We start from the raw sequence: 12294 nt of genomic DNA, 5'->3' as shown, positions 1-12294 counted from the left end.
TTGCTGAGACCTTAGGTCCCTAAATACAAGATGGAGCTTAAGATGCAGTTTGTACTCGGTGTGGTCACCAACGCCAGTGTGGTCAAGATGCTTGAGCAGCACCTGGAAGATATGTACGCCACTTCCCCCGCAGAGAGTGTGCACGCTTTAGATTTAAGCGAGTTAAAACAAGACGATATTCGATTTTGGACCCTATGGGAAAGCGACCGACTCTGTGGCTGTGGTGCTATTAAGCGCCTCTCCTCAAACCATGGGGAACTCAAGTCGATGCGGGTAGCCAACTACTATCGTCAGCGTGGTATGGGAGCCAAAATATTGCACCATCTTCAGGCAGATGCAGCACAAATTGGGATCACTCGTCTCAGCCTGGAGACCGGCAGCATGGGGTTCTTTCTGCCAGCGCGTCGCCTGTACCAAAAATTTGGCTTCGTAGAGTGCGCCCCCTTCGGTCAGTATCGCCCGGATCCCAATAGCGTATTTATGACGAAACAGTTGTCGTGAAATCTGGCTTGCACAGCTAAATCAGACTTGCACTGCTAAATCAGACTTGCACTCCTTAATAGATTAGAATAATCTTATTGAAGTTTTTCTAATCATTGGGGTAGACCATGTTTCAATCACTCTTATCCAAGCTATCGGGTAGTCATCCGGCAGAGCAGTGCTGGCAACTGATCGAGCAGGGCGTGCAGGTGCTCGACGTACGCACACCACAAGAATATGCCAGTGGTCATCTCCCCATGGCGACCAATGTGCCATTAGACCAGCTTTCCCAGTGGCTGGCTGAGCACAGCGATAAACAGACTCCTTTTGTCCTCTATTGCGGGGCGGGGATCCGCGCGCAAAAAGGCTGTGAGATCCTTAAAGCCAATGGATTTGAATGCGCCATCAATGGTGGTGCCCTCAAAGATCTGCTCTGTTACCAACCGCAAAAGGCGCTGGAAGGCTAACAACTCATATGAAACAAGTGCCCCACACCCCAGCAGAGAAGGCCAATACGCCAGCTAGTCCTGCGCGCCCAAGATATCGCTTTAGTGCCAATCGCAGCCAAGGGTGCCACAGGGTGCGATATGTGGAGACGAGTCAACAGAGTGAAGAGTGCACCCTGTGCGAGCTGACACAAAAATAATGGCGCAGTAAAAAAAGGCGCTCAACTTGAGCGCCCTAACCTAGAAATGGGTTAAAAAGATGATGAAAAGTATCAAGACTCAATACAAGACAGAGCCTAGGCTAAATTAAGCAACCAGCTGCTCTATGCTCTGCTTCGCCTCACTGATCCCCTGCTCGCTTGCTTCAGGTCCCATGTTAAGGGCTTCGCCGTAAACAGTTTCAACGTCAGTGATACCGATAAAGCCAAGTACAGTTTTCAGGTAAGGCACCACATGATCGCTGTCGCCATTTTTGTGCACGCCACCACGAGTGGTCACCAATACCGCACGTTTACCGTCGATCAAACCTTTAGGGCCAGTCTCTGTGTAGGTAAAGGTCACGCCCGCACGGGCTATTAAATCGATCCAATTTTTCAGCTGGGTAGGAATACTGAAGTTGTACATAGGCGCGGCAATCACAATCGTGTCGTGAGCCTTAAGTTCAGCCACTAACTCATCAGACAGTGCCAGCACCTCTTGTTGACGCGCAGTCAGTTCTTCGCCGCCACGTAGTCCCATGGCGATCTCACCGTCTAACACGGGCAGAGGCTGCGCCGCTAAATCTCTCACCGTCACCTCGGCGCCCTGGCCCTGCCAGTGCTGTTGCAGGTGGTCGATCAGCTTAGCCGACTGTGAATAATCCCCTAATATGCTCGATTTCAATACCAATACTTTTGCCATAACGTGCTCCAATTCAGAATCTCTGTAACAACCAATTGAGGCCAGTTTATCGAGCATTTAATTGAAAGATAAGCGCATAAAATGCGCCAAAACATTCTAAATAAACGAAAGAAAAAGCAAGGCAAATGCTAACCGCCAGCTTCAGCAGCAATCAGCCTCAGACAATTCAATAAATAACCGACTGATTAATATCAAGTTATCTTTAGTGCAAAAAATAATCATTAAATATTGAGCTGTCATTATGATCCCTTGGGCACATCTAGTCGTAACGCTCTAGGAACTCAACCCTTGTTAAGGAGAAGCTGATGAAAAGGATCTATCCGGCGCTAATGCTAAGTGCCATGATGGGTATTACGGCCTGTGACAGTGATGACTCAGATGAAGTAGTCAACATGGTTCCTGCGCCCGTTGCTGAAGCACATGTTCGTATCATTCATGCTGGCGTCGACGCCCCCAAGGTCAACGTGACGGCTAATGATAACGAACTGCTTGCCGATGTTGACTACGGCATATCGAGTGGTTTCTTAACCGTCCCTGTTGGCATGTATGACGTAGAGGTCAATGCACAAATCGCCGACGGTTCTTTACTTAAGGTGCTTACCGCAGACCTGGATCTATCCGCCGATATGGAGTACACGGCTGTAGCGCTTGGTAAGGTGAGCGACGATACATTACAACTTAAGCTTGTGGCCAACCCCAGCGCCGATATTGCCGCTGATTATGCTCGTGTGCAGGTATTGCACGGCGCCTCTGACGTCGGCCTAGTCGATGTGTACGTCACCGCACCCGGGGCTGACATTAGAGACACAGCGCCCACGTTATCGGCTAACTTCCTCGATACCAGCACCCAGATAGAAGTCCCCGCCAGTGACTATCAGATCCGTATCACAGCATCGGGACAGAAGACACCGGTTTTCGATTCCGGAACCGTCCCCCTGATGGCAGATACTGATTATTTCATCACTGCGATTGCCAATGCCTGGAGCGGCGACTCACCCGTTGCCTTACTAGTCGCCCTGGCGGATCAGCAGGCGTTACTCCTTGATGAGATGAGCGGCAGCGATGTGCGGGTAATTCATGCGGTAGCAGACGCTCCGGCGGTCGATATATTTGTCGATGGAGCCACGACGCCCGCAGTCGACATGTTTAGCTTCGGGTCTGTGACCGACTATCTCAATCTCGCAGATGGCGCGCACACAGTCACAGTTGCAGCCGATGCTGACAACAGCGTGGTGGTTATCGATGAAGCCGCCCTTTCCCTGGAAAAGGGTCAAAGCTACAGCGTATTGGCAACTGGGTCACTAGGCGATATGGATATTAATCCTTGGGTAGTGATGGAAGAGGGTCGACGTGTTGCCACCGAGGCTAAGATAAACATTGCTCATGCAAGTTATTCCGCTGGCAATGTGGATATCTACCTCACCCCAGATAGCGATATCTCGTCGGCAACCCCAGTATTGAGCGATATTCCCTTCTTAGCGGCGTCAGGCAGTTTGTCGGTAGCCCCCGGAAACTATGTCGTCAGCGTGACACCAACGGGCAGCAAGACAGTCGCAATCGGCCCTCTCGATATTAGTCTGGCCGCGGGCGGACTCTATGGTGTGGTGGCTGTTGATGCTACGGGCGGCGGCGCGCCACTGGGTGTGATCCTCTTGGATGATTTTGTCACCGCCATGTAGTGTAAACGCTAATACCATGTACCCAAGTTAAGCCAAGCGCCCCTTTTTGTGGGCGCTTTTTACTGCTTAGTCAAACAAGAGTGATCCCCTACCACCAACTGTCGCACCAAAGCAGACAAATTAGGGATTACTGTTCATTTTCTGGTATTCTATGGCGTTATTAAACATGACTCCTATGCATAAAGAATAATGCCCAAACAAGACTCTCTTTGGTTTAAATCCTTACGTTGGATCCAGAAGAAACTCGTGCACACCATAGTCGTGCCTCAGGATCCCTTTGCCGATCTTAACCTGGATTCAGACAGGCCTCTGGTCTACGTCATGAAAACCGAATCCATCAGTGATATTGCCGCCCTGAGCGAAGTGACCGACAAACTCGGCCTCCCCAGCCCTTATCAGCCGCTGAATGTCGAGGGCGAAGAAGCCCCACGCGTGGTCTGTGTCGAAGGCGCCAAACCCCTGTTTGGTCAAAGGGAAGGCAATGAGTTTTACCTCGACAGCTTCTCTCGCCTGCTGAGTGCCCATAAACGTCACCCAGATCTGGATATTCAACTGGTGCCCGTCAGCCTCTACTGGGGCCGTACGCCGGGCAAAGAAGACGACACCATGAAGGCAGCCGTCCTCGAGCGCGAGAATCCCACCTGGCTGCGCAAATGCCTGATGATCCTCTTCCTGGGCCGCCACAACTTTGTGCAATTCTCTAATGCCATGTCCCTAAGGTATATGGCCGACGAACACGGCACCGACAAACGCATTGCCCAAAAGCTGGCACGAGTCGCCAGGGTTCATTTCAGTCGCCAACGTAAGGTGATGACAGGACCTGTATTGCCAAATCGTCAAAACTTATTTCACGCCCTGCTGAAATCCGAGTCGATGAAGAAGGCGATTCAGGAAGAGGCACAAAGCAAGAAGATCTCAGAGTCCAAGGCGCGCGAGACGGCCATGGAATACCTCGATGAGATCGCTGCCGACTACTCTGACAACCTGGTGCGTATCGCCGAGCGCTTCCTCACCTGGCTGTGGAACAAGCTCTACAAGGGGATCAACATCAAGGGCGCCGAGCAGATCCGTCAGCTGCATCACGACGGCCATGAGATCGTCTATGTGCCTTGTCACCGCAGCCATATGGACTACCTGCTACTCTCTTATATCCTCTACTATCAAGGCATGGTTCCGCCTCATATCGCCGCCGGGATCAATCTTAACTTCTGGCCGGCCGGTCCCATGTTCCGTCGTGGCGGCGCCTTCTTTATTCGCCGTAGCTTCCGCGGCAACAAGCTCTATACCGCGGTATTCCGTGAGTATCTGGATCAGCTGTTTGCAAAGGGCTATTCGGTCGAGTACTTCACCGAAGGGGGCCGCTCTCGTACCGGCCGCCTGCTGGCACCTAAGACGGGCATGATCGCCATGACCCTCAACAGTGTGCTGCGCGGTGTCGAGCGCCCGGTCACCCTAGTGCCTGTCTACCTGGGTTATGACCATGTAATGGAGGTTGCCACCTACCACAAAGAGCTGAGCGGCAAGAAGAAACAGAAAGAATCTGTTTGGCAGGTGTTTGGCGCTATCCGCAAGCTGGGTAACTTCGGTCAGGGCTATGTTAATTTCGGCGAGCCAATCACCTTACATAATTACCTCAACGAGCAGGTACCTCAGTGGCGCGAAGAACTGGCGCAAGATCCTGAGCAGAAACCAAGCTGGTTAACCCCTGTGGTCAATACCCTGGCAAACCGCGTCATGACACGAATCAACGACGCCGCAGCGGTGAGCTCTATCACCCTGACGAGCCTGGTACTCTTGGCGTCAGAGCAAAATGCCCTGCAGCGTAGTCAGCTGGAGAAGCAGCTGGATCTCTATCTGTCGCTACTCAAGAGCATACCTTACACGGATTACACCTCTGTGGTCGAAGGCGATGGCGCCAAGCTGGTCGCCCAAGGTCTCGAGCTGAAGAAGTTGAAGCTGGACAGCGATCCGCTTGGGGATATCATCTCTATCGATGAAAGCCTGGCCGTTGCCATGACCTACTACCGCAACAACATCATTCACTTAATGGTGATCCCATCTCTGATTGCCAGCTGCCTGACCCGTCAGGACTACTGCACCAGGGCGGATATCATTGCCACGGTGAAGGATTTCTATCCATTGCTACAGGCCGAGCTGTTTATGGGGATCGACGATCTCGAATCTCACGTCAATCAGCTACTGGATCAGCTGCTGGCGGAAGATCTGATCAGCGAAAAGCAGCACTTCAGCGTTAAGCCACATGGCCTTAATCAACTGCTGCTGCTGGCAGGTACCATTAGCGAGACCATGCAGCGCTACGCCATTATTTTCAACATTCTGGCCAACTCACCTAAGATTGAGCGTGCAGAGCTTGAGAGCGACAGCCATCAGTTGGCTCAGCGCCTGGGGGCGCTACACGGCATCACTGCGCCTGAGTTCTACGATAAGAAGCTCTACGGCACCCTAAGTGTCAAGCTCAAGGAGCTGGGTTATCTGGCCGATGACAGCCATAGCCAAGAAGTCCTGCGTATTCGCAATCGGGCCAACAGCCTGCTGCGTACCTCGGTAAGACAGACCATAGTTGACAGCGTAGCCGCGGAGCATAAAGCCTAATGGCAAATCATATGAATGCGGCCAAGCATAAGGCCTCTAGTAAATCGCTGCTCGGCGGCGCCATGATCATCGCTGGTACCGCTGTCGGTGCAGGTATGTTTTCCCTGCCCGTGGTGGGCGCTGGCATGTGGTTCAGCTATTCGGTACTGATGATGCTTGGCGTCTGGTTCTGCATGCTGGTCTCAGGCCTACTGCTACTGGAAACTAACCTGCACTATGAACCCGGTGCCAGCTTCGATACTCTCACCCGGGATACCCTAGGTAACTTTTGGCGTATCGTTAATGGCCTCTCTATCGCCTTCGTGCTCTATATCCTGGCCTATGCCTATATCAGTGGCGGCGGCTCTATCGTCAATCACAGCCTCAATAGCCTAGGGGTCGAACTCCACCAAAGCATCGCCGGGCTCATCTTTGCGCTGGGACTGGCAATTGTCGTCTTTATCAGCACTAAGGCGGTGGATCGCATTACCACCATCATGCTGGGCGGAATGATCATCACCTTCTTTCTCGCAATCGGTAATCTACTGATCGAGATAGAACCCAGTAAGCTGTTTGTGCCCGATGGTGAGGCCAGCTATCTGCCTTACATGCTGGCGGCGATCCCCTTTGGATTGGTGAGCTTTGGCTATCACGGTAACGTACCCAGCCTAGTGAAATACTATGGCAAAGATGCCAGCACCATAGCCAAGGCCATTACGCTCGGCACCCTGATCGCCTTTATCATCTATCTGTGCTGGTTAATCGCCACTATGGGCAACATCAGCCGTAGTGCCTTCGTCGATATTATTGCCCAGGGCGGTAACATGGGCGTGTTAGTGGCTGCACTTTCTGATGTGATGGCCAGCGACTGGCTAACCACTATGCTGACTCTGTTTGCTAACCTGGCGGTAGCCTCTTCATTCCTGGGGGTCACCCTTGGTCTGTTCGACTATCTGGCAGATCTGTTTGGTTTCGATGAGTCATCTAGCGGACGCCTTAAGACGGCGGCAGTCACCTTCTTGCCGCCCACTCTGCTAGGGTTGCTCTTCCCTAACGGCTTCTTGATCGCCATCGGCTTTGCGGCTTTGGCTGCCACGGTATGGGCCGCCATAGTGCCCGCACTCATGGCCTATAAGGCAAGACAACTGTTTCCCGACAGCCAGGGCTTTAAGGTACCGGGCGGCACCGCAGTGATTGCCATAGTGATCTTTTTTGGTGTGCTGACGGCGGCCTGTCACCTGCTGGCCATGGCCGATCTATTGCCCTTGTATGGCTCATAAGGTCAAGGAAGCATTGAGCTAAGCCAGTTTTCACCGCTTGGCTTACACGGCAAAGGCGCTCTAGGAGCGCCTTTTTGCTATATGGGCATTAGTGATGCAATTTCGGCTTCATGGTATCGGCGACCAGATGAAGCAAGGCTACCCATGCTTCGCGAACGTCCCGAGAATAAGCCTCGCCCAGTCCCGTCTTCAGTGTATACAAGAGTGCATTACCCACCGGAGTAAAATGCTCACGCTTAACGCCATAAGCATTGTGTCTGTGGGCGAGCTCCTGCAACTGAGGCACTAAGGCATCAAGATCATTGAGCCCCTCCACGGCCGCCTTTAACATGGCCATCAGCTTACGCCCCTGATGACGCAAATCCTGCTTAAATAGCGGCTTTAAATTTGGGTCTATCTGAAACAGGGCATCATAGAATATCGCCGCTGCCTGCTCGCTAATGGGCTCTACTTGTTTGAAAGATGTTTGTACAAGATCGATTTGGGTGGATGTCAGGCTCATCGAAACTCCCTCTTCTGAATTAGTCTCCTCTCAGCATAGACATAAATGGCAAAACAGGCTTAACTAAATTGATATCACAAAAGATTTTTCTGTATAGGACTCCAAGATGAAGATTGCAAGCTATCAACATGGCGATCCCTGCTGGATTGAGCTGGCCAGTCATGAGGCCGCCTCGGGTAAGCACTTCTACAGCGAACTGTTCAATTGGCAGCTAAAGGATATGCCCATCCCTGACGGTGTCTACACCATGTTTGCCACAGAAGATGATGATATAGGCGCCATGTATCAGCTGCCGCAAAACATGATAGATGACAAGGTACCGACTCACTGGAGCATCTATTTCGCCGTCGACAACCTGGAAAACAGCCTAGAGGCAGTGCTCGCGCACGGCGGCCAGGTACTCTTAGGCCCTCACAGCGTAGGAGATGCAGGTAAGATGGCGCAATGCCTAGATCCAGAAGGCGCTGGCTTCTCCCTTTGGCAAGCGGGCAATCATATAGGCTCTATGCGCATGGGCGAGCCCAATACACTCTGCTGGGTCGAGCTATGTTGCCGCGACACCGCCAGAGCCACAGCCTTTTACAGCCAGGTTCTGGGTTGGCAAGTACGTGAATCTCAAATGGAGGATTTCATCTACTACGAATGGATGCAGGGTGAACGCGCTATCGGCGGCATGATGGCCATGACCGCTGAATGGGGCGACATGCCTCCCCATTGGATGCCCTACATTATGGTAGACAACTGTGATGCCACCGTCGCCAAAGCCACAGAGATTGGCGGCAGAGTCTGCGTACCGCCAACGGATATTCCCGAAGTAGGACGCTTTTCGGTGATCAATGATCCTCAGGGCGGTACCTTGTCAGTCATACGACTCACTACAGCGTAAATCCTTAGTAAAAAAGCACTAATCTTAAGGCTTAAAATGGAAGAGGCATTGTTTTAACTCTTTGTTTTAGTTAGGTTCATAACCTTGCACATTGACTTGGGCAATCTTGTTAACCACTAATCAGGGATGTAATAACATGCTTAAAAAATGGATGCCTATCATGGCGACGACACTCTTAATCGGCCTTAGCGGCTGTGCATCGACCCAAGAGTCAGACACAGAAACGGCTGACAACACCAGCAACAAAGCGACTAAAGAGTGCAAAAGGGTACGCTCAACAGGCTCCAATATCGGCCGCTGTAAATAGCTGCCTTTGACTGATAAAAAAAGCACTGCCTAGGCAGTGCTTTTTTATCTTTATGATTCAAACAGCTTCATCATGCCTCGGCTGAGCGCTTCAAGCGACGGCCATAGATAAGCAAGTAGAGGGCTGGGAGGACGAATAGCGACAACAGGGGCGCAGTGACCATACCACCCACCATAGGTGCGGCAATCTTCTGCATCACATCGTTACCTGAACCTGCACCCCACATGATGGGCAGCAGACCAAAGAAGATGGTGGCTACCGTCATCGCCTTAGGGCGAATACGCATCACAGCACCTTCTATCAGCGCCTCCTTGAGATCCGTTACATACTCATAGCCGCCAGTCTCTTTACGATGCTTAATGGCATTATTGAGATAGACCAGCATCACCACGCCAAACTCGGCAGCCACACCCGCCAGGGCGATCATCCCCACCGCTACGGCGACCGACATGTTGTAGTCGAGCATATAAAGCAGCCAGGTACTCCCCACCAAAGCAAACGGTAGACTCAGCATGATAATAGAAGCCTGCATCGTCGAGCCAAAGGTCATCATCAGCAGAATGAAGATCACGCCAAGCGCCATGGGGATCACCTTCTTCAGCTTGGCATCGACCCGCTGCATATATTCATACTGGCCAGCAAAGCTGTAGCTGTACCTTGGCGGTACATTCAGCTGCTGCCCTAAGGCTGCCTTGGCCTCATCGATATACTCACCAATCGAGGTGCCCTGAATGTCTACGAATACCCAGGAGATCAGGCGGCCGTTTTCACTCTTGAGCATAGGAGCCCCATCGGTGATCTCGATATCCGCCAGATTACGCAGCGGCAGATAATGACCCGACTTAGTGATCACTGGCAGCTCTCTGAGCTTCTCGATATTATCTCGCAGCGCCCGAGGGTAACGCAGGTTGATCGGATAACGCTCCGCCCCCTGAATCGACTCACCAATATCCATACCGCCTATGGCGTAACGCACCACATCTTGAATATCACTCAACGTCATGCCGTAGCGCGAGGCGACATCCAGCTTAGGCGTAATATCGATATAGCGACCACCACCCACACGTTCGGCGTAGGCCGACTTGGTATTGGGCAGCTGACTCAGAATCGCCTCGATATCGGCACCCACCTTCTGCAGCTCATTCACATCGGCGCCGGTGATCTTAATCCCCACAGGAGTCTTGATACCGGTAGAGAGCATGTCGATACGAGTCTTAATGGGTTGTACCCAGGCGTTTGTCAGGCCTGGCACTTTTACCGTTTTCTGCAGCTGGTCTATCACATCCTGTAGCTCGACTCCTTCACGCCACTCCTCTCTCGGCTTAAGCATGATGGTGGTTTCCAGCATGGTCAGCGGCGCAGGATCGGTCGCCGTCTCGGCGCGACCCACCTTACCAAAGACACGTTTCACCTCAGGTACAGTCTTGATTAACCTATCGGTCTGCTGCAACACCTCGGCCGCCTTACTGGCGCTGATTCCCGGCAGTGCCGTTGGCATATAGAGAAGATCTCCCTCCTCCAACTCAGGCATAAACTCGCTACCCATGTTGGTGACAGGATACCAGGCGCTACCCAGAGCCATAACCGCCAAGATCAAGGTGATCTTAGGGAAACGCAGTACCAGATTAAGAGACGGCTTGTAGAGGGCGATCAACACCCGGCTGAGGGGGTTACTGGTCTCTTTAGGGATCTTACCGCGAATAAAGTAGCCCATCAGAATAGGCACTAAGGTGATCGACAGGATCGCCGCAGCCGCCATGGCAAAGGTCTTGGTATAGGCCAGCGGGCTGAATAAACGTCCCTCCTGGGCCTCGAGGGCGAATACAGGCACAAAACTTAACGTAATGATAAGTAATGAGAAAAATAGCGCAGGCCCCACTTCAATAGACGCCTTAGCAACAATATGCCAATGCTCCTTGTTGTCAGGATCACGCTGATATTCATCCTTGAAGTGCTCAAGGTGCTTGTGCATGTTTTCGATCATCACGATCGCGCCATCCACCACGGCGCCGATGGCGATGGCGATACCGCCAAGGCTCATGATGTTGGCATTCACCCCCATCTTATTCATCACAATAAAGGCGATCAGAATCGACAATGGCAGGGTGATCACCGCAACCAGTGTTGAGCGCGCATGGAGCAGGAAAAGCAGACAGACAAAGCCCACCACCAACATCTCCTCGATCACCTTGTGAAACAGGTTTTCCACCGACTCGTTGATTAGCTCAGATCTGTCGTAGGTCGGAATAATCTCAACCCCTTTGGGCAGACCCGCCTTTAGCTGTTCAAGCTTTGCCTTGACCGCGTCTATGGTTGCCAGGGCATTTTCGCCATAACGCATCACGATAATGCCACCAACGACCTCACCTTCACCGTCAAGTTCAGCGATACCGCGTCGAGAGGCCGGCCCCTTGCGCACTGTGGCCACATCTTTTAACAGCAAGGGTGTACCTGAAGGACTGGTTACCCCTAGCGGGATCTCTCTGAAATCCTCCAGCGTCTGACGATAACCCTTGGCGCGCACCATATACTCAGCCTCGGCCATCTCAATCACAGAGCCACCAGCTTCGGTATTAGATTTGGTGATAGCACTCTTCACCGCTGCGATATCCAGCTTATAGGTGACCAGCTTATCGGGTTCAATCACCACCTGATAGGTCTGCTCCATACCGCCGACGGTGGCAACCTCAGACACCCCGGCCACACTCTGTAGCTCGAGTTTCAGGTACCAGTCTTGCAAACTCTTAAGCTGAGACAGATCTAGGCTACCGGAGCGATCCACCAAGGCATACTCATAGATCCAGCCCACGCCCGAGGCATCTGGCCCCAGCGAAGGTTGTAACCCTTGTGGCAAACGACTGCTAACCTGACTCAGGTATTCCAGCACCCGTGAACGCGCCCAGTAGATATCCGTACCATCTTCAAAGATCACATAAACATAAGAATCGCCGAAGAAGGAGTAACCCCTAACCGTCTTGGCGCCGGGAACCGACAACATAGCGGTAGACAGAGGGTAAGTGACCTGCTCCTCCACCAGCTGAGGCGCCTGCCCCGCATAAGGGGTCTTAATGATCACCTGTACATCCGAGAGATCCGGTAGGGCATCGAGCGGCGTATTTCTCAGCTCCTGCACACCCCAGACGGTGATCATCAAGGCGATGATCAACACCATCAATCTCTGGTTGATAGAGGCTTCAATAATTTTCTTTAGCATGGTGCCCC

11 protein-coding genes are annotated in these 12294 nt (G+C 52.2%); 8 read left to right on the top strand and 3 right to left on the bottom strand.

Annotation, left to right across the window (positions count from 1 at the left end; genetic code table 11):
- Nucleotides 1-42: 42 nt before the first annotated feature.
- The 3 genes from L2712_RS13495 to L2712_RS13485 all read left to right on the top strand — a co-directional run bounded on the left by L2712_RS13495 (nt 43) and on the right by L2712_RS13485 (nt 1126).
- Nucleotides 43-501, top strand: coding sequence for a GNAT family N-acetyltransferase (locus L2712_RS13495; protein WP_088905610.1), 459 nt, complete (start codon nt 43-45; stop codon nt 499-501).
- A gap of 107 nt (nt 502-608) precedes the next feature.
- On the top strand, nt 609-947 hold the full coding sequence (locus tag L2712_RS13490) for a rhodanese-like domain-containing protein (RefSeq protein WP_033539309.1): 339 nt from the start codon (nt 609-611) through the stop codon (nt 945-947).
- Between the two features lie 8 nt (nt 948-955).
- Nucleotides 956-1126 (top strand): hypothetical protein, encoded by a 171-nt coding sequence (locus tag L2712_RS13485; RefSeq protein ID WP_157705016.1) that lies wholly within the window; start codon nt 956-958, stop codon nt 1124-1126.
- A gap of 106 nt (nt 1127-1232) precedes the next feature.
- On the opposite strand, the gene L2712_RS13480 is transcribed toward L2712_RS13485, so the two are convergent.
- On the bottom strand, nt 1233-1826 hold the full coding sequence (locus L2712_RS13480; protein ID WP_248978078.1) for an FMN-dependent NADH-azoreductase: 594 nt from the start codon (nt 1824-1826) through the stop codon (nt 1233-1235).
- Nucleotides 1827-2131: 305 nt separating this feature from the next.
- Between L2712_RS13480 and L2712_RS13475 the strand changes: the two genes are divergently transcribed.
- The 3 genes from L2712_RS13475 to mtr all read left to right on the top strand — a co-directional run bounded on the left by L2712_RS13475 (nt 2132) and on the right by mtr (nt 7377).
- The gene (locus tag L2712_RS13475) at nt 2132-3505 is read left to right on the top strand and encodes a DUF4397 domain-containing protein (protein ID WP_248978077.1); all 1374 of its coding nucleotides are present in this window, start codon (nt 2132-2134) and stop codon (nt 3503-3505) included.
- Nucleotides 3506-3694: 189 nt separating this feature from the next.
- Nucleotides 3695-6118 (top strand): glycerol-3-phosphate 1-O-acyltransferase PlsB, encoded by a 2424-nt coding sequence (gene plsB / locus L2712_RS13470; protein ID WP_248978076.1) that lies wholly within the window; start codon nt 3695-3697, stop codon nt 6116-6118.
- The gene (gene mtr / locus L2712_RS13465) at nt 6118-7377 is read left to right on the top strand and encodes a tryptophan permease (protein WP_248978075.1); all 1260 of its coding nucleotides are present in this window, start codon (nt 6118-6120) and stop codon (nt 7375-7377) included. The genes plsB and mtr overlap by 1 nt, the downstream gene beginning before the upstream one ends.
- 88 nt (nt 7378-7465) lie before the next feature.
- Here mtr and L2712_RS13460 read toward each other — a convergent pair whose 3' ends face one another.
- The gene (locus tag L2712_RS13460) at nt 7466-7879 is read right to left on the bottom strand and encodes a globin family protein (RefSeq protein ID WP_248978074.1); all 414 of its coding nucleotides are present in this window, start codon (nt 7877-7879) and stop codon (nt 7466-7468) included.
- A gap of 106 nt (nt 7880-7985) precedes the next feature.
- Between L2712_RS13460 and L2712_RS13455 the strand changes: the two genes are divergently transcribed.
- Together L2712_RS13455 and L2712_RS13450 are read left to right on the top strand one after the other, a co-directional pair.
- Nucleotides 7986-8765 (top strand): VOC family protein, encoded by a 780-nt coding sequence (locus L2712_RS13455; protein WP_248978073.1) that lies wholly within the window; start codon nt 7986-7988, stop codon nt 8763-8765.
- 136 nt (nt 8766-8901) lie between these two features.
- Complete coding sequence (locus L2712_RS13450) at nt 8902-9072, top strand: hypothetical protein (protein ID WP_181404194.1); 171 nt, start codon at nt 8902-8904, stop codon at nt 9070-9072.
- Between the two features lie 70 nt (nt 9073-9142).
- Here the strand turns inward: L2712_RS13450 and L2712_RS13445 are convergent, their stop codons facing one another.
- Nucleotides 9143-12286, bottom strand: a complete 3144-nt coding sequence (locus tag L2712_RS13445; RefSeq protein ID WP_088905615.1) for an efflux RND transporter permease subunit — start codon at nt 12284-12286, stop codon at nt 9143-9145.
- Between the last annotated feature and the right edge of the window lie 8 nt (nt 12287-12294).

Source organism: Shewanella marisflavi, from assembly GCF_023283925.1.
Lineage (GTDB): Bacteria > Pseudomonadota > Gammaproteobacteria > Enterobacterales > Shewanellaceae > Shewanella > Shewanella marisflavi.
The sequence above is the reverse complement of the archived record's forward strand: the minus strand, read 5'-3'. Positions and strand labels throughout refer to the sequence as shown.

Bases quoted from the DNA above. Each gene is read 5' to 3' on its own strand.
- L2712_RS13460 (WP_248978074.1), bottom strand. From the start codon at position 7,879: ATGAGCCTGACATCCACCCAAATCGATCTTGTACAAACATCTTTCAAA.
- L2712_RS13475 (WP_248978077.1), top strand. From the start codon at position 2,132: ATGAAAAGGATCTATCCGGCGCTAATGCTAAGTGCCATGATGGGTATT.
- L2712_RS13445 (WP_088905615.1), bottom strand. From the start codon at position 12,286: ATGCTAAAGAAAATTATTGAAGCCTCTATCAACCAGAGATTGATGGTG.
- L2712_RS13485 (WP_157705016.1), top strand. From the start codon at position 956: ATGAAACAAGTGCCCCACACCCCAGCAGAGAAGGCCAATACGCCAGCT.
- L2712_RS13495 (WP_088905610.1), top strand. From the start codon at position 43: ATGCAGTTTGTACTCGGTGTGGTCACCAACGCCAGTGTGGTCAAGATG.
- mtr (WP_248978075.1), top strand. From the start codon at position 6,118: ATGGCAAATCATATGAATGCGGCCAAGCATAAGGCCTCTAGTAAATCG.
- L2712_RS13450 (WP_181404194.1), top strand. From the start codon at position 8,902: ATGCTTAAAAAATGGATGCCTATCATGGCGACGACACTCTTAATCGGC.
- L2712_RS13455 (WP_248978073.1), top strand. From the start codon at position 7,986: ATGAAGATTGCAAGCTATCAACATGGCGATCCCTGCTGGATTGAGCTG.
- L2712_RS13490 (WP_033539309.1), top strand. From the start codon at position 609: ATGTTTCAATCACTCTTATCCAAGCTATCGGGTAGTCATCCGGCAGAG.
- plsB (WP_248978076.1), top strand. From the start codon at position 3,695: ATGCCCAAACAAGACTCTCTTTGGTTTAAATCCTTACGTTGGATCCAG.
- L2712_RS13480 (WP_248978078.1), bottom strand. From the start codon at position 1,826: ATGGCAAAAGTATTGGTATTGAAATCGAGCATATTAGGGGATTATTCA.